The 24,887-nt window shown below is 64.0% G+C and carries 26 protein-coding genes and 1 tRNA gene; 10 read left to right on the top strand and 17 right to left on the bottom strand.

Annotated features, from left to right (window positions below; translation table 11 throughout):
* The first annotated feature begins 175 nt into the window (after positions 1–175).
* Positions 176–832, top strand: a complete 657-nt coding sequence (locus CH286_RS11095; RefSeq protein ID WP_052058853.1) for a pyridoxamine 5'-phosphate oxidase family protein — start codon at positions 176–178, stop codon at positions 830–832.
* Here CH286_RS11095 and tgt read toward each other — a convergent pair.
* The 7 genes from tgt to CH286_RS11060 all read right to left on the bottom strand — a co-directional run bounded on the left by tgt (position 786) and on the right by CH286_RS11060 (position 10,009).
* On the bottom strand, positions 786–2,024 hold the full coding sequence (gene tgt, locus CH286_RS11090; protein ID WP_037154708.1) for a tRNA guanosine(34) transglycosylase Tgt: 1,239 nt from the start codon (positions 2,022–2,024) through the stop codon (positions 786–788). The two genes, CH286_RS11095 and tgt, sit on opposite strands and share 47 nt — an antisense overlap.
* A gap of 34 nt (positions 2,025–2,058) precedes the next feature.
* Entirely contained in the window at positions 2,059–3,957 is a 1,899-nt protein-coding gene (locus CH286_RS11085; protein WP_170944731.1) for an ABC transporter ATP-binding protein, read from the bottom strand.
* Positions 3,958–4,013: 56 nt separating this feature from the next.
* Positions 4,014–5,747, bottom strand: coding sequence for an ABC transporter ATP-binding protein (locus tag CH286_RS11080; protein WP_094609239.1), 1,734 nt, complete (start codon positions 5,745–5,747; stop codon positions 4,014–4,016).
* A gap of 93 nt (positions 5,748–5,840) precedes the next feature.
* On the bottom strand, positions 5,841–8,129 hold the full coding sequence (locus CH286_RS11075) for an MMPL family transporter (RefSeq protein ID WP_037154714.1): 2,289 nt from the start codon (positions 8,127–8,129) through the stop codon (positions 5,841–5,843).
* 2 nt (positions 8,130–8,131) lie between these two features.
* Positions 8,132–8,782, bottom strand: coding sequence for an acyl-CoA-like ligand-binding transcription factor (locus CH286_RS11070; RefSeq protein WP_094609238.1), 651 nt, complete (start codon positions 8,780–8,782; stop codon positions 8,132–8,134).
* A gap of 86 nt (positions 8,783–8,868) precedes the next feature.
* Complete coding sequence (locus tag CH286_RS11065) at positions 8,869–9,327, bottom strand: RrF2 family transcriptional regulator (protein WP_037154717.1); 459 nt, start codon at positions 9,325–9,327, stop codon at positions 8,869–8,871.
* Between the two features lie 46 nt (positions 9,328–9,373).
* Positions 9,374–10,009 (bottom strand): SOUL family heme-binding protein, encoded by a 636-nt coding sequence (locus CH286_RS11060; RefSeq protein ID WP_037154720.1) that lies wholly within the window; start codon positions 10,007–10,009, stop codon positions 9,374–9,376.
* Positions 10,010–10,123: 114 nt separating this feature from the next.
* Here CH286_RS11060 and CH286_RS11055 point away from each other — a divergent pair, with 114 nt between their 5' ends.
* A complete protein-coding gene (locus CH286_RS11055; RefSeq protein ID WP_037154723.1) occupies positions 10,124–11,029 on the top strand; it encodes a sterol desaturase family protein in 906 nt (301 codons plus the stop codon).
* On the opposite strand, the gene CH286_RS11050 is transcribed toward CH286_RS11055, so the two are convergent.
* Positions 11,010–11,699: a YceI family protein gene (locus CH286_RS11050; RefSeq protein ID WP_037154725.1), complete on the bottom strand. Its 690-nt coding sequence runs from the start codon at positions 11,697–11,699 to the stop codon at positions 11,010–11,012. The genes CH286_RS11055 and CH286_RS11050 overlap by 20 nt on opposite strands.
* A 120-nt stretch (positions 11,700–11,819) precedes the next feature.
* Between CH286_RS11050 and CH286_RS11045 the strand changes: the two genes are divergently transcribed.
* From CH286_RS11045 to CH286_RS11035, 3 genes are read left to right on the top strand one after another with little or no spacing between them, the layout of a single operon-like run.
* Positions 11,820–12,830, top strand: coding sequence for a PHP domain-containing protein (locus CH286_RS11045; protein ID WP_094609262.1), 1,011 nt, complete (start codon positions 11,820–11,822; stop codon positions 12,828–12,830).
* Positions 12,827–13,741: an alpha/beta hydrolase family protein gene (locus CH286_RS11040; protein ID WP_037154728.1), complete on the top strand. Its 915-nt coding sequence runs from the start codon at positions 12,827–12,829 to the stop codon at positions 13,739–13,741. Before CH286_RS11045 ends, CH286_RS11040 begins: the two co-directional genes overlap by 4 nt.
* Before the next feature lie 23 nt (positions 13,742–13,764).
* A complete protein-coding gene (locus CH286_RS11035; RefSeq protein WP_037154731.1) occupies positions 13,765–14,220 on the top strand; it encodes a hypothetical protein in 456 nt (151 codons plus the stop codon).
* 226 nt (positions 14,221–14,446) lie between these two features.
* Here the strand turns inward: CH286_RS11035 and CH286_RS11030 are convergent.
* From CH286_RS11030 to CH286_RS11015, 4 genes are all read right to left on the bottom strand, one after another.
* Positions 14,447–14,536: transfer RNA gene (locus CH286_RS11030), tRNA-Ser, on the bottom strand.
* Positions 14,537–14,594: 58 nt separating this feature from the next.
* Complete coding sequence (locus tag CH286_RS11025; protein ID WP_032404959.1) at positions 14,595–14,792, bottom strand: CsbD family protein; 198 nt, start codon at positions 14,790–14,792, stop codon at positions 14,595–14,597.
* A 93-nt stretch (positions 14,793–14,885) separates the two neighbouring features.
* The gene (locus tag CH286_RS11020; RefSeq protein ID WP_032379928.1) at positions 14,886–15,341 is read right to left on the bottom strand and encodes a nucleoside deaminase; all 456 of its coding nucleotides are present in this window, start codon (positions 15,339–15,341) and stop codon (positions 14,886–14,888) included.
* A gap of 3 nt (positions 15,342–15,344) precedes the next feature.
* Complete coding sequence (locus tag CH286_RS11015; protein ID WP_008712456.1) at positions 15,345–15,884, bottom strand: tRNA adenosine deaminase-associated protein; 540 nt, start codon at positions 15,882–15,884, stop codon at positions 15,345–15,347.
* A 63-nt stretch (positions 15,885–15,947) separates the two neighbouring features.
* Between CH286_RS11015 and CH286_RS11010 the strand changes: the two genes are divergently transcribed.
* On the top strand, positions 15,948–16,919 hold the full coding sequence (locus tag CH286_RS11010; RefSeq protein ID WP_037154738.1) for a prephenate dehydrogenase: 972 nt from the start codon (positions 15,948–15,950) through the stop codon (positions 16,917–16,919).
* Here CH286_RS11010 and CH286_RS11005 read toward each other — a convergent pair.
* Positions 16,892–17,407, bottom strand: coding sequence for a putative glycolipid-binding domain-containing protein (locus CH286_RS11005; protein WP_032380655.1), 516 nt, complete (start codon positions 17,405–17,407; stop codon positions 16,892–16,894). The two genes, CH286_RS11010 and CH286_RS11005, sit on opposite strands and share 28 nt — an antisense overlap.
* A gap of 189 nt (positions 17,408–17,596) precedes the next feature.
* Here CH286_RS11005 and CH286_RS11000 point away from each other — a divergent pair, with 189 nt between their 5' ends.
* Positions 17,597–17,938 (top strand): hypothetical protein, encoded by a 342-nt coding sequence (locus CH286_RS11000; protein WP_230592582.1) that lies wholly within the window; start codon positions 17,597–17,599, stop codon positions 17,936–17,938.
* Positions 17,939–17,960: 22 nt separating this feature from the next.
* Here CH286_RS11000 and CH286_RS10995 read toward each other — a convergent pair whose 3' ends face one another.
* The 3 genes from CH286_RS10995 to CH286_RS10985 are packed head-to-tail and all read right to left on the bottom strand — an operon-like array spanning position 17,961 to position 21,988.
* A complete protein-coding gene (locus tag CH286_RS10995) occupies positions 17,961–18,338 on the bottom strand; it encodes a hypothetical protein (RefSeq protein ID WP_230592581.1) in 378 nt (125 codons plus the stop codon).
* A 40-nt stretch (positions 18,339–18,378) separates the two neighbouring features.
* Positions 18,379–20,202 (bottom strand): ABC transporter ATP-binding protein, encoded by a 1,824-nt coding sequence (locus tag CH286_RS10990; protein WP_037154740.1) that lies wholly within the window; start codon positions 20,200–20,202, stop codon positions 18,379–18,381.
* Positions 20,195–21,988, bottom strand: a complete 1,794-nt coding sequence (locus CH286_RS10985) for an ABC transporter ATP-binding protein (protein WP_037154742.1) — start codon at positions 21,986–21,988, stop codon at positions 20,195–20,197. Before CH286_RS10985 ends, CH286_RS10990 begins: the two co-directional genes overlap by 8 nt.
* Positions 21,989–22,166: 178 nt before the next feature.
* On the opposite strand from CH286_RS10985, the gene CH286_RS10980 reads away from it, so the two are divergent.
* Both CH286_RS10980 and CH286_RS10975 read left to right on the top strand, forming a co-directional pair.
* A complete protein-coding gene (locus CH286_RS10980; RefSeq protein WP_037155921.1) occupies positions 22,167–23,315 on the top strand; it encodes a DNA cytosine methyltransferase in 1,149 nt (382 codons plus the stop codon).
* Positions 23,312–23,728, top strand: a complete 417-nt coding sequence (locus CH286_RS10975) for a very short patch repair endonuclease (RefSeq protein ID WP_037154744.1) — start codon at positions 23,312–23,314, stop codon at positions 23,726–23,728. Before CH286_RS10980 ends, CH286_RS10975 begins: the two co-directional genes overlap by 4 nt.
* 6 nt (positions 23,729–23,734) lie before the next feature.
* Here CH286_RS10975 and CH286_RS27625 read toward each other — a convergent pair whose 3' ends face one another.
* Complete coding sequence (locus tag CH286_RS27625; RefSeq protein WP_141215833.1) at positions 23,735–23,938, bottom strand: hypothetical protein; 204 nt, start codon at positions 23,936–23,938, stop codon at positions 23,735–23,737.
* Between the two features lie 37 nt (positions 23,939–23,975).
* On the opposite strand from CH286_RS27625, the gene CH286_RS10970 reads away from it, so the two are divergent.
* A complete protein-coding gene (locus tag CH286_RS10970; protein ID WP_141215832.1) occupies positions 23,976–24,887 on the top strand; it encodes a hypothetical protein in 912 nt (303 codons plus the stop codon).

Below are 24,887 nucleotides of genomic sequence, written 5' to 3'. Positions count from 1 at the left end.
TCCAACATAGTGGTCCCCCCACGGCAATCCATTTACTACACACTCGGTAGTACCAGAGTACGCGCCGGTCCGGCGAGGTGCCGTCGAGAACGTCGTGCACCGCTGTGGGGCCGCGAAACGCACGGATTGCCCTAAGGTGACACCCGTGCCGCAGAGCAACCACTATCACCATCTGATGTTCGGTCCTGCTGCGATTGCGCGACAGAAGGTCGACGGCAGCTACACCGCCTACGGCTCACAGACCGAACGACCCGACGACGGCCCGGTACCTCTCGACACTCGCGAGAAGGCCATGATTCGTGCGGTGGACCAGTTCCAGATCGCCACTGTCGCCGAGTCCGGCTGGCCCTACATCCAGTATCGAAGTGGCCCGAAGGGGTTCCTGCAAGTACTCGACGACCGGACGCTGGGGTTCGCCGATTTCGCCGGCAACCATCAGTACGTCACGGCGGCCAATCTCGATCACGACGATCGCGTCGCCGTATTCTTGGTCGATTACCCTCTGCGCCAACGCCTCAAGCTCTACGGCCGGGCACGGACCGTCGAGGCCGCGGATGATCCCCAACTACTGGACCGACTGAGAAAGATCGGTGACCTGACCGTCGCCGCCACGTGCGAGCGCAGCGTCGTCATCGATGTCGAGGCATTCGACTGGAACTGCACTCGCAGCATCATCCCCCGCTACGACGCGGCCTACCTCGCGGACCTGTCCGAGGTGTACCAGCGCAAGGCTGCCGAGCGGGAACAGGGACTGCTACAGCGTATTTCGGAACTCGAAGATCAGCTCACGCAGTCTTCGGCGCATAGAAGCGACCCAGAAACTCCGTCTTGAACTCCGTGAAACGTCCCTGTTCGATCGAGGCACGGATGTCGTCGACCAGTTTGACCGTGAAGCGCTCGTTGTGGATGGTGCACAGCGTCGATGCGAGCATTTCCTTGGCCTTGAACAGGTGATGGATGTATGCCCTGGTGTAATGCGCGCAGGTGTAGCAGTCGCAGTTCTCGTCGATCGGGGTGAAATCGCGTCGATGCTTGGCGGTGTTGATGTTGAAGCGGCCCGTCGGCACGTAGATCGCCGCATTACGCGCTACCCGTGAGGGATTGACGCAATCGAAGGTGTCGGCACCGTTCTCGATGGCGGTGAAGAAATCGTCCGGCTCGCTGATCCCGAGCATGTGCCGCGGCTTGTGTTCGGGCAGTTCCTCGTTCACCCACCGAGTGATGGTGCCGAGGTTCTGCTTCTCGAGTGCGCCGCCGATCCCGTAGCCGTCGAAGCCACGGCCCGTTTCGCCGGTGATCGTCTCGAGGTCGTGTGCGGCCTTGCGCCGTAGGTCCTCGTACTGGGCACCTTGCACCACTCCGAACAACGCCTGGTACGGCTTGTCGGCGCGCTCGACCGTGAGCCGTTCGTGTTCGAGGACGCATCGCTTTGCCCATGCCTGGGTTCGGTCGACCGACATCTCCTGGTAGCCGCGGGTATTCATCAGCGTCGTCAGCTCGTCGAACGCAAACATGATGTCGGCACCGAGCCTGTGCTGAATCTGCATCGACACTTCGGGAGTGAAGCGATGCTTGGAGCCGTCGAGATGGGATTTGAACGTCACGCCGTCGTCGTCGACGTGGGCGAGGCGCTCCTTGCCCTCGGCGATGACGTCGTCGGACTGCACCCGCGTGGCGTCCATCGAGATGACCTTCTTGAATCCGACGCCGAGCGACATGACCTGGAATCCGCCGCTGTCGGTGAACGTCGGACCGTCCCAGTTCATGAACTTGCCCAGCCCACCAGCCTCGTCGACGATGTCCGAGCCCGGCTGCAGGTACAGGTGGTAGGCGTTGGCGAGTACGGCCTGCGCGCCGAGTTCCTTCATGGCCTCCGGCAGCACCGCTTTGACGGTCGCCTTGGTGCCCACCGCGATGAACGCGGGGGTGTTGATGTCACCGTGCGGGGTGTGGATGGTGCCGGTGCGCCCGAGCTCACCGTCGAGCCGGGTGCCGATATCGAAGCCGAAACTGGAGGAACTCACCGCGTCAGTATGCCGCTGCGCGGCAGTGGTGCGGTTAAGTGCCCTCTGAGGCACTTATTCCTGCCACTGCGGCGCCAGCCGCATTGAGGCGGAAGTACGCACCCCTGGCCTCGAGCAGTTCCTCGTGATTGCCCTGCTCGACGATGCTGCCGTTCTCCATCACCACGATCGTGTCCGCGTCGCGGATTGTCGAGAGGCGGTGCGCAATAACAAAACTGGTGCGATCGCTGCGCAGTTTCGCGGTGGCCTTCTGCACCAGCAGCTCGGTTCGAGTGTCGACGGAGCTGGTGGCCTCGTCGAGGATGAGGATCAACGGCTTGGCCAGGAAGGCGCGGGCGATGGTGATGAGCTGCTTCTCGCCGGCGCTGACGTTGTTTCCCTCCTCGTCGATGATCGTGTCGTAGCCGTCGGGCAGCGAGTGCACGAATCGGTCCACGTAGCTCACCCGCGCGGCCTCGAGGATTTCCTCTTCGCTGGCACTCGGGTCGCCGTAGGCGATGTTGTCGCGAATGGTTCCGCCGAACAACCAGGTGTCCTGCAGCACCATGCCGGTGCGAGCGCGCAGTTCTTCGCGGGTCATCTTCCTGGTGTCGACGCCGTCGAGAGTGATGCGGCCCGAGTCGATCTCGTAGAACCGCATGATGAGGTTGACCAATGTGGTCTTTCCCGCACCGGTGGGACCGACGATCGCGACCAGGTGACCGGGATCGGCGACCAGCGAAAGGTTTTCGATCAGCGGGCGGTCGGCCGAGTAGCCGAAGGAGACATTCTCGAATTCGACGCGTCCCCGCCGCTCGATGGGCCGCACCGCATCGGCCGGATCTGCATCCTCTTCCTCGGCGTCGAGTACCTCGAAGATGCGCTCGGCGGAGGCGACGCCGGATTGGATGAGGTTCACCATCGAGCCGACCTGAGTGAGCGGCTGAGTGAACTGACGTGAGTACTGGATGAAGGCCTGCACTTCACCGAGACTGAGCGTGCCGGACGCGACCCGTAGCCCACCGACGACGGCGATGACCACGTAGTTGATGTTTCCGAGGAACATGATGACGGGCATGATCATGCCGGAGATGAACTGGGCTCGGAAGCTGGACTGGAAGAGCTTCTCGTTGCGATCGCCGAACTCGCGTTCTACGTCTTCCTGTCGACCGAAGGCCTTGACGATCTCGTGGCCGGTGTAGGTCTCCTCGATCTGGGCGTTCAGCTTGCCGGTGTGCTTCCACTGCGCGACGAAGTGCGGCTGCGAACGCTTGGCGATGACGGCGGTCACCGCGAACGACGCCGGAATGGTCAGCACCGCAACGAGAGCCAGCAGTGGCGAGATCCAGATCATCACACCGAGGATGCCGAGCACGGTGAGAATGCCGGTGATCAACTGACTGAGTGTCTGCTGCAGGCTGGTCGAGACGTTGTCGATGTCGTTGGTGACGCGGCTGAGCGTCTCACCGCGCGCATTGTTGTCGAAGTACTTCAGCGGCAGTCGATGCACCTTGGCCTCGACGCTGCCGCGCAACAACAGGATTCGACGCTGCAGCGCGATGTTGAGAATGTAGCCCTGAGCCCAGGCGAGCAGTGACGACAGCACGTACAGGACGAGGACCCACATCAGGACGGTTCCGACAGCACCGAAATCGATACCGGCACCGGGGATGACATTCATGCCCGACAGCAGATCGGCCGTCGAATCGTTCCCGGCTGCCCGAAGCCCGTCGATCGCTTGCTCTTTCGTCTGACCGGGCTCGAGCCCCCTCCCGACGACGCCGTCGAAGATCAGGTCGGTCGCGTGGCCGAGCACGGTCGGCGCGGCAACGGTGAGCACGGTGCTGGCGATACCGAAGGCCAGCATCACCGACAGGAGCACCTTCTCAGGAGCGAGTAGGCCGACCAATCGTTTGAACGAACCCTTGAAGTTGCGGGCCTTGGTTCCCGGCATCACAGTCTTCGCGACGGGGGCGTCGTCCTTCTCTTCCGTCTTCTCCACCTGCGCGGTCACAGTGCACCGGCCACGGCGCGCTGCGAGTCGACGATCTCGGCGTAGGTGGGGCAATCGGCCATCAATTGGTCGTGGGTACCCACACCTACCGGCTTTCCGTCGTCGAGTACGAGTATCTGGTCGGCATCGATGATGGTCGAGACGCGTTGAGCGACAACGATCATGCATGCATCTCGCGTCACCGGCCTCAGTGCCGCGCGCAGATTGGCATCGGTCGTCAGATCCAGTGCGGAGAACGAGTCGTCGAACAGGTAGATGCTGGGTTTGCGCACCAGCGCACGAGCGATGGCCAGGCGTTGACGCTGACCACCGGACACCGTCGTACCACCCTGTGCGACGGGTGTATCCAGTCCCTCGGGCATGGCGCGCACGAAGTCGGCACCCTGTGCGATCTCGAGTGCCTCCCACAGTTCCGCGTCGGTGGCGTCGGACTTGCCGTACCGCAGATTGCTGGCGATGGTGCCCGAGAACAGATATGGCTTCTGTGGGATCAGACCGATCTCGGAACGCAGCAGATCCAGATCGAGTTCGCGGATATCGACTCCCCCGACGCGTACCTCGCCGCCGGTGACGTCGATCAGTCGCGGAATCAGGTTGATCAGCGTGGACTTTCCGGAACCGGTACCGCCGATGATCGCGGTGACCTTGCCTGCTTCGGCCCGCAGGTTCACTCCACAGAGCACCGGATATTCGGCACCGGGGAAAGAGAATTCGGCGTTCACGAGCTCGACCGTTCCCGGCGAGGATGCGAAAGTCTTGGGCTTGTCCGGCAACACGACCGACGATTCGGTGGCGAGTACCTCACTGATGCGATCGGCACACACCGACGCGCGGGGCACCATCATCGCGATGAACGAGGCCATCATCACCGACATCAGGATGAGCATGATGTAGCTCAGAAGAGCTGTGAGAGAGCCGATCTGCATGGTGCCCTGATCGATGGCATGGCCACCGAACCAGATGACGGCCACGCTGGTGACGTTGCTGATGAGCATGACCGTCGGGAACATCAAGGCCATGAGCCGCCCGACGCGTAGTGCGGTTTCGGTGAGTGCGGTGTTGGCCGCTCCGAACCGGTCGACCTCGAAGTCCTCTCGGACGAACGCCCGCACCACTCGAATTCCGATGATCTGTTCACGCAGAACACGATTGACGGCGTCGATGCGCTTCTGCATCGAACGGAAGGCCGGCACCATCTTGATGATGATCAGGCCCATGGAGATCGCCAGCCCCGGTACCGCGATCAACAGGATCCAGGACAGGCCGAGATCTTCGCGCAGCGACATGATGATGCCACCGACGCACATGATCGGTGCCATCACCACGATGGTGAACCCCATGACGATCACCAGCTGCACCTGCTGAACGTCGTTGGTGTTGCGGGTGATCAACGACGGCGCACCGAACTGGCCGACCTCACGGGCCGAGAACGTGCCGACGCGGTGCAGAATCGCACCGCGCAGGTCACGTCCGACGCCCATGGCCGCGCGAGCTCCGATGAACACCGCGGCCACCGAGCTGATGATCTGCACTGCCGAGACCAGCAGCATCAGTCCACCGGCGGAGAGGATGTAACCGGTATCGCCGGTGGTGACGCCCTTGTCGATGATGTCGGCATTGAGGCTGGGCAGGAACAGCGCCGCCAACGTCGCGACGAGCTGCAGCAGGACCAGCGCGACGATCGGCAGCTTGTACGGAGCCAGATACGTGCGCAGCAGCGGAATCAGCATGATGGCCGAAGATTACTCGTACACATGGATGACAGTCTCTCCGTTTTTCGAGTGTTGCGGGCAATCTTCGGCCGACCGGTTGCTGCCCGGGAACTACAGGCCTTTCTCCGGAGCCGTCTTCAACTTGGCACCTTCGATGTCGACGTTGGGCAGGATCTTGTCCAGCCACTTCGGCAGCCACCAGGCCTTGTCGCCCAGTAGAGCCATCACCGACGGAATCAGCACCATGCGCACGACGAACGCGTCGAAGAACACGGCCGCAGCGAGCGCGAAGCCGATGGACTTGATGAACGAGTCCGGCTCGGCGATGAACGCGGCGAACACCGAGATCATGATGACTGCAGCCGAGGTGACCACGCGTGCGCCGTACTTGAAGCCGTTGACGACGGCATCCTTGGCAGCGGCTCCGTGGACGAACTCCTCACGCATACGCGAGACGAGGAAGACCTGGTAGTCCATCGCGAGACCGAACACCACACCGATGAGGAAGATCGGCATGAAGCTGACGATCGGCTGCGGGTTGGAGATCAGGCCCAGCCCACCCTCTTGGAAGATGAACACCGTCGCTCCGAACGTGGCCAGCACGCTGAGCAGGAACCCGACCGTCGCGGTGAGCGGCACCAGAATCGAGCGGAACACCAGCATCAGCAGCACGAACGCCAGTCCGACAACCACAGCCAGGTACGGAATCAGCGCGCTCTGCAACCGCTCCGAGATATCGATCCCGATCGCGGTCTCTCCGGTCACGCCGTAGGAAACGCCCGCGCTCTCCTGCAATCCGCTCTCGGCGTCGCGGAGGTTGGTGACGAGCGCCTTCGTCTGGTCACTGTTGGGTGTGCTCGACGGGGTGACGAGTATCTGAGCCGTGTCACCCGCCGGGTTGACGGCGACGATCTGCGCATTCGTGACGTCGGATTGCGCGGTGATCGTCTCGATGACCTTGCCGAAGGACGCAGTGCGATCGGCCTCGGCGACGCCGGACGCATCGGCGATGACGAGCAGCGGACCGTTACGTCCCGGCCCGAAGGCGTTTTCGGTGACGTCGTATGCCTGACGGGCAGGCGTGGACGGGTCCGAGGTGGCGATCGACGGGAGCGCGAGAGACAACCCTGTGGTCGGCCCTGCGATGACGCCGAGGAGCACGATGCCTCCGACGAGTCCGAGGATCGGCCTCTTGACCAGGAATCGAGCCCAACGAAGTCCGTTGGTGGGCTTGGCCTCCGGGTCCTCGGGGTCGGTGGTGTTGACGAACTTGAGCTTGCCCGCGAAAGCCTTGCCCTTGTAGACGCCGAGCATGGCGGGCAGGAACGTCAATGCGATCAGGACGGCAACGAACACCGCGAAACCTGCGGCCAGACCCATCTGGGACAGGAACGGGATGCCGACCACGCGGAGGGCTACGAGGGCGATGAGCACCGTTGCACCTGCGAACACGACGGCGGAGCCCGCGGTTCCGACCGACCGTCCGACGGCTTCCTCGCGGTCGTCGGTGAGCGTGAGCTCGTGCCGGTATCGCGCCAGGATGAACAGCGAATAGTCGATCGCGACTGCGAGACCGATCATGATGGCGAGAATCGGGGTGAACGAGGACAGGCTTGCGAACCCGGAGGCCGTGGTGATGGCCAGACTCGAGATGCCGATGCCGACGATCGCGGTGATCAGCGGCAGGCTGGCAGCGGCGGCCGAGCCGAACATGATGAGAAGAACGATGGCGGCGACGGCCAGACCGACGAGCTCCGAACTTCCGCCGGGCGACGGATTCTCCTGCGCGACGGTGCCGCCGAGGATGACGTTCAAGCCTGCATCGCGGGCCGGCTGCGCGGCGGCGTCGAGATCGCTACGAATCTGATCGGTGACGTCGGCAAGATCGACGTTGATCGGCGCGGTGACGGTACCCACGTTGCCGTCGGGGCTCAGCGGCGAGGTGGCGGCCGCATCGGCCGCTATCTGGTCGGCCGGGGTGCCTGCTTCGGTGGCCGCCTTGGTGTACTGCTCGACGATCGACTGGTTGGCCGCGACCGGATTGGCAAGTGGCGGTGCACCTTCTGCTGGCTTAGCCGCGTCGATCTTCTGGATGTCGGCGATGGTGGCGTCGATGGCGGAGGTGTACTGCGGGGTATCGAGTGACTGGCCGTCCGGTGCCTGGAAGACGTACTCGGCGTTGACCGCTTGCAGCGGGTCCTCGGCTCCGCCGAACCGCTCCTTCTGCAGGTCGAGTGCAGCCTGAGCGGGTGTTCCCGGAATGCTGAACGAGTTGACCGTCGGCGCGGACAGCGTCGATGCGCCCACGGCGGCGAGAATCAGAATCGCCAGCCACAGTCCGAGGACGATGCCCTTGCGTCGGTACGCGAATCTTCCGATTCGGTAGAGATAGGTGGCCACTGTCAAGCTCCTCGGTTGTGTTCGGACGAGTCGGGGTGGGGATGTGGTTCGGGAAGTCCAGCGCGGAGTTGGTCGAAGGCGTCTTCGATGAGAGCCTTCGGTGTCGACGCACCTGCGGGGTCGGTGATCCAGATGTTCAGTGCAGACGTCACGGCACCACCGACGGCCATCTGCAGCAGGTTCGGGTACAGATCGGTATCGATGTCCGTTCCGGTGCGCTCGGCGATGGCCTCGCCGAGTTTGCGGGTCAGTGAGTGGTGCATTTCGAGTCTGCGGGCCATCAGGGCGGGGTTGGCCTCGATGAGCCGCGCTGCCGCGAAGGTATCGTCCAGATCCCGGCCGGGGTCCGCGACGAGGTTGATTGCTATGTGCCGCAACGAGTCCCAGATCGGCTCTGTCGACGGCCTGGCGCGCAGGAGCTCGAACCATTCGAGGGCCGAGACCTCGATGTGGTGCAGAACCGCTTCCTCTTTGTTGGAGAAGTAGTTATGGAACGTGCGGGTGGAGACTCCCGCCTCGTGCGCGATGGCGTCGGCGGTGACCGCGTCGAAGCCGTGCAGCTTTCCCAGACGCACGGCCGCCAGACCGAGAGCGTCGCGGGTAGCGGCCTTCTTCAGATCACGAAGGCCCGTCGGAGAAGTCACGATTACCAACGTACGGAACTTGCACGGTTCTGCAAGTTTGCAGAGACGTGCAATTTTGTCGATCGCGCCACACCTGACCGTCGGTGTGACTCAGGTCATCGACGAGCCCACGCCGTTGGCTCGTTGACCAGCTCTTTCACGAATCCCGGCAGATCGTCCTCGACGATGTCTGCGAGCGACACCGCCTCGAGTACCGCGCGCAGATTGACGCGCACCGCCAGCCACACTCGGGTGAGCGGCTCGGCCGGGCCGGCGTACTCCGCATCCTCGGGCCGTTGACCACGCACCGACGCCAGCGGCCCCTCGACGGCCCTGATCACATCGGCAACAGAAATGTCCGACGCCTCCCGCGCCAACCAATAGCCGCCGTCCGGCCCTCGTCTGCTGCACACCAGGTCCGCGCGACGCAGATCCGAGAGCACCGATTCGAGAAACTTGTGCGGTATACCTTGCGCAGCGGCCAGCGCCTCGGCTTTCGCGGGGCCCTGCCCGCCGACCGCTGCCAGTTCGATGAGCGTCCGCACCGCATAGTCCGCCCTCGCCGTGATGTGCACCGTCAATTCCTATCATTTCGGTAGGAAATTAGCGAGCAGTCGCCCGTCAGGAACCGTCCGGTACCACCACGACCACCTCGTTGCGACGGAGTGGCGCCACGGTCCAGGGCGGATCGTAGAACCAGGTCATCGGCTCACCCAGCATCTCGATGCCGTGTGCGCGTAGCGCTGCGGTCAACGCCGCCATCTGCGGTTCGACGTCGTCCCGGCCGCGCCCACCGCTGAAACGCAGCACGGCCACCGTCTCCGCCGGAACCGACGTCAACGTCACGCGGTCGTCGTCGGGCTTCGGAAGCGTGTCCATCGTCCACTTCGACGGCATGAAGAACCGGACAACCCAGCCGTCGCTGCCGGGCGTGCTCGACACGGGAGCCGTCATCGCGATCTTCTGCGAGCCTGCGGACGACTGACTGACAGGAGCGGTCATCGCGACCTTCTGCTTACCCCCGTTTGCACCGAAGATGTACCTGGCCAGGCGACGAAATCCCTCCTGGCGTGCCTCTTCTTCATCTGCGTCGACGGTGGTCTGGGCCGCGATGCGCGGTTCGTAGCGACGAATCTCCACCGCATCGGTCAGTCGACGGCTCGTGTGCGGCGGCTCCTCCGTACCGACCCGAATTCCGACGACACCCAACGCGGCCTCGCCCACCTGTCCGATCGTGGACGTGATCTTCTTCAACAATGTTCCACTCCGCTCTCTCGGCCGACAGGTGCGCACATTCCACGGTACGAGCTGTGGGAAACCTGGTCCGACAGCGTTACACTTCCTCCGTTACTGTCACGCACTGGAGGTTCGATGAGCGAGTGGATCGGCTCGGCGTGGAATGCACTGCCTGAACCGCTGCGCGATCCCGTCGCGCTGGCCATCCCCGCGTTCGCGCTGCTATTGACGATCGAATGGATCGCAGCGGCGAAGCTCGAAGACGGTGCACGCGGCGGTTACTCCGGCAGAGACGCGCGGGCCAGCCTGAGCATGGGCCTGGTGTCGATCGTGACCACCACGGCATGGAAGGCGCTGGCGTTGGTCGGCTACACGGCCATCTACGTCTACCTCGCACCGTGGCACCTTCCCGCAGACGCCTGGTACACCTGGGTGATTCTGATCCTGGGCGTCGACCTGCTGTTCTACGGATATCACCGCATCGCGCATCGAACTCGAATCATCTGGGCGACGCATCAGTCCCACCATTCGAGCGAGTACTTCAACTTCGCCGCGGCGCTGCGACAGAAGTGGAACAACAGCGGCGAGGTCATCATGTGGCTGCCACTCCCCCTGTTGGGCATGCCGCCATGGATGGTGTTCGTCGGATTCTCGATCAACCTCGTCTATCAGTTCTGGGTGCACACCGAGCGCATCGACCGGCTCCCGCGCCCGTTCGAGTACGTCTTCAACACGCCCTCCCATCACCGCGTCCATCACGGCCGCGATCCGCAGTACCTCGACAAGAACTACGGCGGGATCCTCATCGTCTGGGATCGGTTGTTCGGAACGTACGCCGAGGAGGTCGAGCGGCCGAACTACGGATTGACCAAGCCTGTCGACACGTTCAACATCTGGACCCTCCAGACACACGAATACCGCAACATCGCACGGGATGTTGCGGCATCGCGGTCATGGAAGGAACGCGTCGGATATCTCGTCGGACCGCCGGGATGGACGCCGGAGGCCCCACGAGAACGAGCTACTGCCGGCTCAGATTGATCAGGAAGTCGACGGTGCCCGAATCCTCGACGGTGACGAAACCGAGCGACGGCGGTTCGACGCCGTAATCGGCCCATGTCGTCGGAATGGCACCCGACGCGATGAGCGTGTCACCGGATTGCAGTACCTGCATCTCCACCGAGACGGGGCGAGTCTGATCCTTGAGCGTCAACGTGCCCTCGGCCGTGACGGTTTCGGAGGTTCCATCCTTGGGGAGGCCGGACAGATCGATCGGCGAGTCGATCGTGAACGTCGCCGTCGGATACGTCGCGGTGTCGAAGATGTTGCCGCGGAACTGGTTGTCTCGGCGATCGCTGTCGGTGGTGATCGAATTGGTCTGCACCACAACCTCACCGGTGGTCAAGGAGTTGTCGGCGATGCTGACCGAACCGCTGACCTCGGGCGTCGACCCGACAACGGTCACGTCCGAGCCGTTGAGTACCTCGTCGACGGTGTAGCCCGCCGCGGTGGTGTTCGACGCGTCGCCTGGGGTGACGGTCCATGTTCCGTTCAGATCCTCGGTCGTCGCCGCCTGCGCGCCCGAGGTGTCGACGGACGCCGCTGGGGCGGCGTCTTCTTGAAACGACGCGTAGATCTTGGGCCCGAAGTACAGCCCGAGTGCCACGAGCACAACGACAACCACGCCTACGATCCACCATTTCTTGGTCATGGCTGCCGATGATAGTTGCAGCTTCAAGCCCATGGGAGATGAGCGACCTGGTAACTCCCTGAGAGTTTTGTCCGTTTACCCCGTGCGCACGTGTCGGTACCGGCAGGCACAATGGAACGCATGGATCCGGTGGACGCACTTCGAGAGATCGGATACTGGCTCGAGCGCTCACGCTCGGACACCCACCGCGTCAAGGCCTATCGGCGAGCCGCCGATGTCGTCGAATCTCTCGGTCCTGCACAACGATCCGAGCACGAGAAGGCCGACAGTTGGTCCTCACTGGCCGGCATCGGAGCCAAGACCTCGCTGATCATTCGTCAGGCTCTGACGCAGGACGTTCCGGACTATCTGGCCGAGCAACGAAACGCTGCCGAGCCCATCGGCAACAACGACCTCCGCGCCGCGCTCAAGGGTGATCTGCACACCCATTCCAACTGGTCCGACGGCGGTAGCCCCATCGAGGAGATGATGCGTACCGCGGCCAGGCTCGGCCACGAGTACTGCGCGCTGACCGATCATTCCCCGCGCCTGAAGGTCGCGAACGGCCTCACCGCCGAGCGTCTGCGCGCCCAACTCGACATCGTCGCCGAACTCAACGAACGGCTCGCACCGTTCCGCATCCTCACCGGAATCGAAGTCGACATCCTCGACGACGGTTCGCTCGACCAGGACGAAGGCCTGCTCGCCGAGCTGGACGTAGTGGTGGCGAGCGTGCACTCCAACCTGCGTGCCGATTCGAAGGCGATGACCAAACGCATGGTCACCGCCATCGCGAACCCGCACGTCGACGTCCTCGGCCACTGCACCGGACGGCTCGTCGAGGGCGGTCGCGGCACCAGGCCCGAATCGACATTCGACGCGCCCGTGGTGTTCGAGGGCTGCCGCCAATTCGGCACCGCGGTGGAGATCAATGCCCGACCCGAACGACAGGATCCACCCGAGCGCCTCATCGACATCGCGCTCGAACGCGAGTGCCTGTTCTCCATCGACACCGATGCGCACGCACCAGGCCAGCTCGACTGGCAGGGGTACGGCTGTATCCGCGCCGAGGCCCGCCGTGTGCCCGCGGAGCGAGTGATCAACACCTGGCCGCTCGACGAACTGCTCGATTGGACGGATCGCCGCGCGTGAACCGTCGTCACTTCCTCTCCGGCCTGCTCGCGGTGGCGCTGGTTGGCTGCAGCTCCAACGACACCGATTCCTCACCGAGTACGGCCGAGACGTATTCGGCTGCGCTGCAACCGGTCTCGGGTCCTGTTGGCGACCCTGTCCGATTGAAGTACGGATACGATCCGGACAACATCGGCGATCTCTACCTCCCCGACAACAACGCCACCTCACTGCCGGTGGTGGTGATGATTCACGGAGGCGGATGGCAGGAGGATCTCGACCTGTCGTACTTCGAGCAGATGTCGGCGGCCATCGCCGACGAGGGCATCGCCGTCTGGAACGTCGAATATCGGCGCGGGCCGAACAACTGGGCCAACACCCTCTCCGACGTCGACGACGCCACCGAGGCATTGGCAACCGTCGTACAGGACGCAGCAGGCGGGAGGCTCGATCTCGATCGCGTCCACGTCGCCGGACACTCGGCCGGCGGGCAGCTGGCCGCATGGGTGGCCGCTCGACACCTGATGCCCGTCGACGCGCCGGGAGCGGAACCGAGAATCAAGCCGCGTAGCGCCACCATCATGGCCGGCGTGTTCGACATGAAGCGGGCGGCCACACTCGGAAACGACAAGTTCGTGCCGGTCTTCCTCGGCGGCATGCCGAACGAGGTACCGGGCCGCTACAAGATCGCGTCGCCCATCGAATATCTCCCCCTCGACGTTCCGCTGACTGCGCTGCACGGTGACGCCGATCAGACGGTGTCGGTCAATCAGAGCCGCGTCTACGTCGATGCAGCGACCAAGGCGGGCAGCACCGACACCGAACTCGTCGTACTTCCCGGAGCCGGACACGGCGCGTTTCTCGACCCGAAGAACCGGGCCTGGTCGACGGCATTGAGCACCATCACCGGACGTGCGCAGACCCTTCTCTGAGCCGTAGGTGGTACACAGTTGCGATGAACGGAAAAATCGCGACCGGATTGCTCGGGCTGATCGTGGCAGTCTCGATTGCCGGATGCAGCGACGATGCGTCGACCGAGGCCGCGTCGACCACTCCCGCCGCGACGAGCACAACGACGTCTGCCGCGGCCTCCACGACAGTTCCCGCCAGCACCACGCTCGACGCCCCGGCACCCGCGGACACCCCCGAGTCCGAGGCACCTGCTGCCGAGCCCGCCGCCCCCACCGATCCAACCTCGGGCGTCACCGGCGAAGCGCTGTACCAGCAGACCTGTACCCAATTTTTGCCGTCCATCGATGCACTCGAACAAACCGGAATCTCCGATCGCGCCAAGTCGGTCGAGGGTCTGCGCAACGAAATGACCACCGCGCCGAGCTGGAACACCGTGCCGCCCAGTGATCAGGAACAAATTCTGCGTGGACTCGACGCCGCGGGTACGGGGCAATGCTGAGCGTCTGAGTCGCTGGAGTTCGGCAGCCCCGGCGATCCCGGCCCCGGTGATCCCGCAAACGCGCGCGCACTTGCCAAGAGCGCGCGAAATAGACACCGAATCGGTGGCGAATCCGCGCGCGTACGACGAATGCGCGCGCGTTTGCGGCCGAACCCAACCCGGCCGCATACCCACGCCCCCAGCACACAAAAAAACTCCCCACCCGACGGATCGGGTGAGGAGTTCTTGGCGGTGGCGGAGGGATTTGAACCCTCGGAGGGGGTGAACCCTCACACGCTTTCGAGGCGTGCTCCTTAGGCCGCTCGGACACGCCACCGCAGAAGACTGTACCGGAATGACGGCCTGAGGCTAAATCGCCTGCTCAGCACATAAAACTAGTTGCCGGTGAGCTTGTCCTTGATGTTCGACGCTGCGTCCTTGACCTTCTCGACGCCGTCCTTCACTGCGGCCGACGTCTGATCGCCCTTGCCCTCTGCTTCGAGGTCCTTGTCTCCGGTGGCCGAACCTGCGGCTTCTTTCGCCTTGCCGCCGAGGTCTTCGGTCTTGTTCGAGATCTTGTCGCCGAGTCCCATGAATGTCTCCTTCGCAAGTTCGGAGCGCAGCGTTGCGCTCTGCCCTCCACCCTCCACAAAATTGGACATCGGGGCCACCGTGTGACGAGATCGTTATCTCTGGCGAGCGAAGAACCTGGTCAACACTTCGGCGCATTCGGCTTCGAGTACCCCGCCGCGAACCTGAGGGCGATGAGTGAGTCGACGATCCCGCACGACGTCCCACAGCGAGCCGACGGCTCCGGTTTTGGGTTCCCACGCGCCGAACACCACAGCGCCGACGCGGGCCAATACCAGCGCCCCCGCGCACATCGTGCAGGGTTCCAGCGTGACGGCCAGGGTGCAGCCCTCGAGTCGCCAACCGTCACCGTGCACCGCCGCTGCTCGACGCAACGCGATCACTTCCGCGTGTCCGGTGGGGTCGCCCGACGCCTCCCGCGCATTGCAGGCCCGGGCGATCTCACGTCCCGAGGCATCGAACACGACGGCTCCGACGGGTACATCGGCATCCGATGCCTCGGCCGCGGCCGAGAGCGCTGCGCGGATCATGTCCGCGTCGGATACCACCATCGGTCAGCGTCGCAGCTTGTTCACCGCAGCAGCGAACTCGTCCTCGAAGCCCAGACGTTCGGCGATGGATTGCAGCTGCTCGTCCGGGTAGTCGTCCGTCTCGGCGACGATGATGCCCAGCACGGCCTCGGGTAGTCCGAGGTCGGCTAGCAGGGCGAGGTCGCCTTCCTCGTACGGTTCGATGTCGTCGAGCTCGTCGGGGTCGACGTCAGGGATCTCGATGTTCAACGCATCGAGAACGTCAGCGGCAATCTCGTAGTCCACTGCGGCGACCGCGTCGGACAGCAGCAGGCGCGTGCCGTTCGGTGCCGGACGCAGGATCACGAAGAATTCCTCGTCCACGTCGAGCAGCCCGAACACGGCACCCGAGCTGCGAAGTTCACGCAATTCGGTCTCTGCCGCCGACAGGCTGGTCAGTGCATCGTCGGACAGCGGCGTCACGGTCCACTTGCCGTCCTCTCGGACAACTGCAACGCCGAATCCCTCGAGGTCGTCGTACTCCGATGCGGATGCGCGATTGTCTTTCGCGCGCTGTGCGGCCATGGCCGCAACGGTAGTCCGGTATGGGTCGGTATTCGAAGTCCACCTCCCATCGACAGCACCCACCTGTGCCAATCTGATCGGGTGACTTCTTCCTCGGTGTGCGTTCTCGGTCTAGGACTGATCGGTGGGTCGATCCTGCGCGCCGCACACGGTGCCGGCCGTCAGGCGTGGGGGTGGAACCGATCGGCCGACGCGATCGCCGGTGCTACAGCCGACGGATACGACGTCGGTACCGATCTGACAGCTGCTCTGACCAGGGCATCCGAGGAGGATGCGCTGATCGTCATCGCCGTCCCGATGCCCGCTGTCGATTCCATTCTGGCCGCCGTCGCCGAGCACGCACCCTCGGCTCCGCTCACCGATGTGGTCAGCGTCAAGGCCGAGGTCGCTGCCGCTGTGACTGCTCGCGGACTGCAGGCGCGCTATGTCGGCGGGCACCCGATGGCGGGCACCAATCATTCGGGCTGGTCCGCCACCGACCCCACGCTGTTCGCCGACGCGGTGTGGGTGGTGTCCACGGACCCCGACGTAGACGCGGACGTATGGGTCCGCGTGGCCCGGCTCGCCCTGGACTGCGGCTCGGTGGTGGTGCCGGCCGAGAGCATCGAGCACGATCGCGCCGTGGCCCGGATCTCCCACCTACCGCATCTGCTGGCCGAGGCACTGGCGATCGTCGGAGCGGCCGGCGGACCGTTGGCGTTGGGCCTGGCTGCGAGCTCGTTTCGCGACGGGACGCGGGTGGCGTCGTCGTCACCGAATCTCGTCCGGGCGATGACCGAGGGCAACGCAGCCGCGCTACGGACTGCACTCGACGAAGCGATGCATGCGCTCACCGCAGCGCGCGAAGAACTGGACAAGAACTCGACGAAAACGCTGGTCGACGCCGGAAACGCAGCGCGGCTGCAGTACGAGCAGCACCAGCGTTTCGAGATCACCGACATCACCCCGGGGGAGCCGGGGTGGCGAGAAAAACTGCAGGACGCGGGTCGACGCGGCGGCGTCGTGCGTCAGATCCGTTCGGCCAATCCGGGGTAATCGAGAACGAATCCCTCGGCATCGACCGTGACGGACGACGTCGACACCGGCGAGATGACGTGGATACCCTCGGAACCACTGCTGTAGGTCAGCGTGGCCTCCTGGATGCTGAGGTCGAGGAGATTGACGTACACAGTCGGCACTTCGAGGTCCTGGACCTGGGTGTGCAGACCGAAGCGACGGATCGGCAGCGTGTTGAAGAACGGACTGAGCACCATGTCGACGTCGAGAGCGCCGCTGTAGGTCGAGCGCTGATGGCTTGCGCTGTTCTCCACCATCCAGTAGCCCTCGTCGTCTCGGCTGACGGACGCCTGCCGATCACCGGAGGCGAGCGAGGTGCGCACCGACAGCCGCTTGGTGACGCCGTATTCGTCGGTCACCAGGTCGTAGGAGGCGCTGAAAGCGGGATGATCGGCACACGCGGCACCGATGATGCGTCCGGCAGCCTTGATTCGGTTGCCGGAGAGCTGAACGCGCACGGACTCCATGCGCGGAACATCGTGCGCTCGCCACGTCAGGATCGAGGGCCAGGTTTTGGCGTCGGTGGAGTCGGACGCAGGGACGGAGGCATGCTCGGCACCCGATGCTTGAGTGATCACCCATCTACGGTAGGCGACGAGCCCCCCTCGAGAACAAGCGGACGTGCCTTTTCCCGCACATTACTTAAGGTGATGACCGTGACGACAGAGAACACAGGCGGCGGGCAGTTCGATTTCGCACATTCCGAACAGGCTGCCAAGAGTCGACAGGACAAGGCGACGGCATTGGCGCGCTATGTCTGGGATCGCGGTATCACCGGAGCCGAACTGCTCGACCTCACCGACGCCGTCCGCAGGAAACTCGCCCGCGCCGCCGACCTGCACCCGCCGAGCACGCTGGAAACGTGGACCATCGTGGCCGAGCTGCTCGACCGCAAATCCGCATGGGCGGCCGAACACCCCGGTCACGACGGGGCGACGCCCCAGCACGCCGACGAGAAGATCATGTGGGTCAAGCCGCCCATCACTCCCTGGACGTGATCAGCCGGTCACCAGGCCGATCTCACTGGCGATAGATCTCCACGTGGGCACCGGTGACCACACCGAGAGTCGACGTCGGCTGGTCCCAGCTCGAACCGCAGTTACCCGACGCCTGACCTGTCGGCACGAAGTATCGGCTCGACGAGGTGTAGGGACCGACCGCCAGGAACGGAACGGCGGCGGTGACATGAAAGCCCCAACATTCGGTGATCAGTACGTACTCCCTCCCCGGAGGCGCACCGGTGTCGTGACACGTTGCAGACGCGCCGAAGGCATCGTGGGCGATGGAGCAATCCTGAGTGTCAGCATGGGAAACGCCTGCGCCGATGATTGCTGAAAAGGCCAGACCTGAGACGACGACGGTGGCAACTCGTGTTGCCGCTACAAATGTTCTTCTCATACAGGCCATTTCGCTGGGGACCGACCAGGCGTTACGAAAATCAGACCAGCGAGTCTTCCCACGCCTCGTGCAGGTGCGCAAAGCGTCCCTCTCCCGCGATCAGATCCTCGGGAGTTCCGTCCTCGACGATGTCGCCGTCGGACATGACCAGAACGCGATCCGCAATGGCCACCGTCGACAGGCGGTGCGCGATGATCAGCGCCGTTCGCCCCTGCAGGATGGTCTCGAGTGCACGCTGCACCAGCCGCTCGCTCGGGATGTCCAGACTCGATGTTGCCTCGTCGAGCACGATCACCGACGGTGCCGCGAGGAACACCCGCGCGAAAGCCACCAATTGCCTTTGCCCCGAGGACAATCGGCCACCGCGCTTGCGTACGTCGGTATCGATGCCGTCGGGCAGCGACGCGATGAACTCGGTCAGTCCGACGGCATCGGCCGCAGCCCGCACGTCCGCATCGGTCGCCGTCGGACGTCCGAGACGGATGTTGTCTGCCACCGAACCGGAGAACAGGAACGACTCCTGCGTCACCATGACGACGTTGCGGCGTAGGTCCTCGTCGCTGATCTCGCGCATGTCGATGCCGTCGAGTCTCACGGCTCCGGCCGTCGGATCGTAGAAGCGCGCCAACAGCTTTGCCAGTGTCGACTTTCCGGCTCCGGTGGCCCCGACCATCGCGACCACCTGACCTGCGGGCACGTGCAACGAGAACTCGGGCAGCACAACGCGCTCGGAGCCGTACGAGAAGTGCACGTCGTCGAACGTGATGTCGCCCTTCGCCGTTCCGATCTTCACCGGATTCTTCGGCGCGATCACCGACGGTTCCTCCTCGAGCACGCCGGAGATCTTCTCCAGCGCAGCCGCGGCGGACTGGTAGGCGTTGAACACCATCGCCAACTCGTCGAGCGGCCCGTAGAACCGTCGGAGATACAGCACGTAGGCCGCGAGCACGCCGATGTCCATGTGGCCGTTGATCACTCGCCAGCTACCGAACACCAGGATGATCGCAAGCGTGACGTTGCCGATCCAGCGCACGATGCCGGTGTAGCTCGCCATACCGCGCAACGCCGCGGTGGTGGCGTCCCGATACTCCGAATCCTCGGTGCTCAGGATGGCGTCGTTGCGGCCCTCACGCCGGAACACCTGTACTGCGCGAATGCCGCCCATCGACTCCACGAAGTGGACCACGACGCGCGCGATCGCCACCCGTGTTCGACGGTATCCCTGACGTTGGCGACGCTGCGACCACCGGGTGACGAGCACCAGCGGAACGAAGCCGGCCAGCACGATCAGCGCCATCGGTACATCGAGATACACCAGAATGATCGCGATCGACACCATCGACAGGATGGCCGTCAGTGCATCGTTGAGCGCACTCTCCAGCAAGGTCTGCAGAGACTCGACGTCGCTGGTCAGTCGCGAGATCAGCCGTCCCGAGGTGTATTTCTCGTGGAACGACAGGCTCAGCTTCTGTGCATGATCGAACACCCGGCCACGCAGGTCGTAGAGGATGTTCTGGCTGAGCCGCCCCGAGACGGTGAGAAACGCATAGGTGGTGAACATTCCGAGCAGACCGAAGCCGGTGTAGCCGCCGACCGCCCACAGCAACGGACCCCAATCGCCCTGCCCCGCAGCGCCGACGCCGTTGTCCAGTGCATAGGCGATGAACAGTGGGCCCGCCACGTAGGTGATGTTGTCGACCAGAATGATCAGGAACGACAGCAGGGCCTGCTTCTTGTACGGGCGCACCAGTGATGCCAGCAAGCGACGAGAACGTCCGGCCAGCACCAGGTTTCCGGTGGCGTCGACCTCGGATTCCTCCCCGCCGACGCCCCGCCAATCCTCGGTGGCGCTCTGATCACTCATGGACCGACCCCATCACCTCGCGGTACCGCGGCGACGACGCCAACAGTCCCTCGTGTGTTCCCTGCTCCACAATTGTTCCGTTCTCGAGATAGAGCACGCGGTCGGCCAACGCAGCGGTCGACGGCCGATGTGCCACCAGCACTGTCGTCGAATGCGCCAACACGCGCCGCAACTCCTTCTGTACTTTCGCTTCGGTGTCCACGTCGAGCGCGGACAGCGGGTCGTCGAGCACCAGCACCCGTGGCTTGCCCAGCACCGCGCGTGCCAACGCGAGCCGCTGCCGCTGTCCGCCGGACAGGCTCATGCCCTGCTCTCCGATGCGAGTGGCCAAACCCCACGGCAGCCGCTCGACGAAATCCGTTGCGTGCGCGATCTCCAACGCCTCCGCAATCTCCGCGTCGGACGCCCCAGGAGAACCGAGTGCGATGTTCTCGCGCGCACTGGCCGAGAACAGCACCGGATCCTCGAAGGCCACCGACACGATGGAACGCAGGTCCGACAATCGCATCGAGGCCACGTCGATACCGTCGATCGTGATGGACCCCTCGGTGACGTCGAACAGCCGAGGAACCAGGTTGGTCAGTGCGGTCTTTCCGCTGCCGGTGTTACCGACGAGCGCAACGGTCTCCCCCGGCTCGACGACAAAACTGACATCCTCGAGCAGCGGCAAGGACGAGTCGGGAAAAGTGAATCCGACGCGGTCGAATTGCACTCGGCCACGGATTCTTTCGGGCAGTTCGACGGGATTGTCTGGATCGGTGACGGTTTCGGGAGTGTCCATGATCTCCCAGTACCGATCCGCTGCTGTACGTGCATTGTTCAGCTCTGCCAGCAGGTAGCCGAACGACTCGATCGGCCACAACAGGAACGTGACGATGGCGATGGCCGCAACGAGGGTGCCGACCGTCATCGTGCCCTGCACGATCGAGTACGTCCCCACGGCCAGAATCGCTCCGATGGTGATCGGTTGCAGCCCGACGATGACGGCCCAGATGATCGCGAGGTAGCGCACCTTCTTCAGCTCGGTTCCGCGAAGAGTACGAGCCTGCCGAAGAAACTGCTTGCCCAGGTGCGCACTTCGACCGAACGCCTTCAGGACGCGAATGCCCTGGATGGATTCCTCGACCGTCGTCGTGACATCTCCCGCCTGATCCTGAGCATCACGCGCTACGACGCGGTACAGCGTCTCGAACTTGGTGCAGGCGATCACCAGCGGCACCGACGTCACCAGCATGATCAGCCCCAATTGCCAGGACTGGACCAGCAATACGCCGATACCCACAACGAGCGTGACGGCGTTGATGATGATGAACGGGCCGATGAAGGCCATGAACCGGCGCAGCGAACCGAGGTCCGCGATGGCACGTGAGAGCAGCTGACCCGATTCCCAACTTTCGTGCGCCGCGACCGAGAGGCGTTGCAATTTGTCGAATACTGTTGCACGAGCGGTGATCTCGAATTGACTCGACGGCCTGGACACCAGGTAACGCCGCACCCAAATCCCGGCCGCGTCGATGGTGCCCAACAGCAAAATCAACGCTGCGGGCCACCACACCGCCGAGAAATTGCGATCGGTGATGGGTCCGTCGATCACGCGCTGTATCACCAGAGGAATGACCAGACCGGTCAGAGTCGCGATGAGCGAGACCACGATCGAGCCGATGTAGAACCACTTGTACGGGGCCAGGAACGGCGCAAAACGCTGCAGTGAGCTGGGCACCTTCGCCGTGTCCGGGTATGGCTGATCGCGGGTTCGGGTTTCGGGATCGAGCACACCCGTAGACACAGTTCTTCTCCTTATTGCTGTGCTCGAATGATTTCATTGCACAGGCTCAGTTTCCAACCGATTTTTCGGCGCTCGCATTCCAGTGTGAAACCTCGAGCTAGGTCGAGGTCAAGGCCTACCACTCTCGAGTACCGTAGGACCGTCGGGCGAGAGAAGGGCATACGTGAGCGCACGGTCGATGGTCGGGTTGTTCGCGGGAATCGGCGGGCTGGAGCTGGGGTTGGCCGAGGCGGGCTGGTCGACGCAGTTGCTGTGCGAGGTCGATCCCGGAGCCCAAGCCGTCCTCACCGCCCGCATGCCCGACGTCCCCCTGCACAGCGATGTCACCACACTCCGCAGCCTGCCCGCCGACACCGAATTGGTAGCAGCAGGCTTTCCGTGCCAGGACCTCTCCCAGGCAGGGCGCACCGCGGGCATCACCGGCGCCCGATCCGGCCTGGTCGACGAGGTCTTTCGGCTGGTCACGCGGCGGCGCGGCCCACGCTGGCTACTGATCGAGAACGTGCCGTTCATGCTGCAACTCGGCCGCGGGGCCGCCATGCGGCACATCACCGACGCACTCGAAGACCTCGGCTACATGTGGGCCTACCGCGTCGTCGACGCCCGAGCGTTCGGATTGCCGCAGCGTCGGCAGCGGGTGGTGATGCTGGCCTCGCGCACCGACGATCCGCGCGAGGTGCTGTTCTCCCAAGATGCAGGCCCGTTGCCCGACGGCGACCCGAGCACCCAGCCGTGCGGGTTCTACTGGACCGAGGGAATCCGCGGACTGGGCTGGGCCGTCAACGCGGTCCCGACGCTCAAGGGCGGGTCCTCACTCGGCATTGCCAGTCCCCCGGCGGTGCGGTTGCCGTCCGGGGAAATCGTCACGCCCGGCATCATCGGGGCCGAGCGTCTGCAGGGATTCGATCCGGACTGGACGCTGCCTGCCGTCCAGCAGCCCGGCGTCCGCAGCGGACATCGCTGGAAGCTCGTCGGCAATGCCGTCAGTGTGCGGATGGCGTCATGGGCCGCGCGCGCTCTCGACGACCCGAAGCCCTACGACGCCTCGAACGATGCGACTGTTCTGCCTGGCCAGGCCTGGCCGACAGCAGCCTGGGGACGTGACCGGACGACGTTCAAGGTGACGATCTCGACCATGCCGGTGCACGAACCGTACGAGGACCTGGCCGGCTTTCTCGACGACTCGAAGCTGCTCTCCGCACGCGCGACCGCCGGATTTCTCAAACGGGCCCGGGCCGGCAGCCTCCGTTTCGCTCCGGGATTCCTCGACGATCTCGACGCCCACCTCGAGCGCATGGGCGGATACGCCGAGCGGGTTCCGGTGTGAGCGCTTCCCGGCCGATAACCGATGCGAAAACCAGCGCGAGACTGAGCAAGCAGAAACGCCGCGACACCAAACCGGAGGTGGCCCTGCGGCGGGCACTGCACCGGCGAGGTCTGCGGTATTTCGTCGATCGTGCTCCGCTGAAGGGCATGCGGCGTCGAGCAGATCTGGTGTTCCCCAAACGCAAAGTCGCGGTCTACGTTGACGGTTGCTTCTGGCACAGCTGCCCGGTGCACGCGACCAAGCCCCGCAACAACGCTCAGTGGTGGGCCGACAAATTGGCCGCCAACGTCGCCCGCGATCGCGACACCGATGAGAAGCTCCTCGCGGAGGGCTGGCGCGTGGTGCGCATCTGGGAACACGAAGATCCCGCCGTCGCCGCCGACCGCGTTGAGAACGAACTCCAAGCTGAATAATCTGGGTCATTCCGCGGGCTCCACTCCCGCCTGAAACCCTTTCCCGTCCCCGCGCGTCCAACCCCATGATCGGTCGATTCGAGTTCGGGGGAAAACAGTGCGCAGAAATTGGTTGCTCGCGGCAGTGGCGCTGGCGATGTCGGTATCGACGAGCGGATGCGCGGTGGTGTTGCTCGGCAGCGCGTTTCCCGCTGGCAGTTCGTCGCCCACCGGCAGTTCTTTACCGCAGAACAGGTACGGATTCGAGATGTCGGAGTCAGACCGGTATCTGGCCGACACGGCAGCATTCGTACGCAGTCTCGATCCGTGTGGCTTTCTCACCGAGGACGATCTCGCTGCCCTCGGCACCGTGGTGCAGCTCCGCCCCGACGGCGAGTTGAGCACGTGCTCGGCCAGCCTGAACCCTGGGAGATCGAGCGCCACCGACTCCGTCTCGATCGATCTGAACGGATATCAACCGACGTCCGACGACCCGGACTACGAGCAGATCACGATCGGTGACGAACAGGTGTATCTGGACAACTCGTCGCAAGGGTCGTGCCGCATCGGGTTTCCGCTCCGCGACGAGTTCGACGGCTCCACCCCGGGGCCCATGGACGGTTTCCTCACCGAATCCGGCCGCGGCTTCGCCACAATCGACGTCTATCGCGCCGACGCGGACGCCTGCTCCGCAGCAAAGTCGGCGACCGAGACCGCACTGCGTCTCTTGGAGGATCCACCGCTGCGCGCCGATTCGAAGTACAACCTCCCGCTTGCCTCGAGAGATGTATGCGCCGTCTTGGAACACTTGCCCGCAACCTGGACGGTGGACCGCTGGAACCCTCCCTCCGATCCGTACCGTTGCCACTTCACGGCGTCCTCGGCAACGTTCGAGGACAACGTGGCGATGCTCGACGTCACTCTCGACTACGTCGACGGTGACATGCGTTCGAATGACCGCAAGACCGTCGAGCAGGGCGGCTACACCGTCGAAACACGCGGCTCGGAATCGGCGTGCTTCGCGGACATCGTGTTGGGCAACCCCGTGCTCGGTATGCCCGAGAAAGACGACACTGCCGCCCTCTTTGCCCGCACGGTTCCCACACTGACCGTCCTGACCGACCAGTGCGAGTCCGCGGTCGCACTGGCGGTGGCAGCTGCCGATGTACTGACTGGCTAG

The sequence above is a fragment of the Rhodococcus sp. WWJCD1 genome, assembly GCF_002258735.1.
Taxonomy (GTDB): Bacteria; Actinomycetota; Actinomycetes; order Mycobacteriales; family Mycobacteriaceae; genus Rhodococcoides.
The sequence above is the reverse complement of the archived record's forward strand: the minus strand, read 5'-3'. Positions and strand labels throughout refer to the sequence as shown.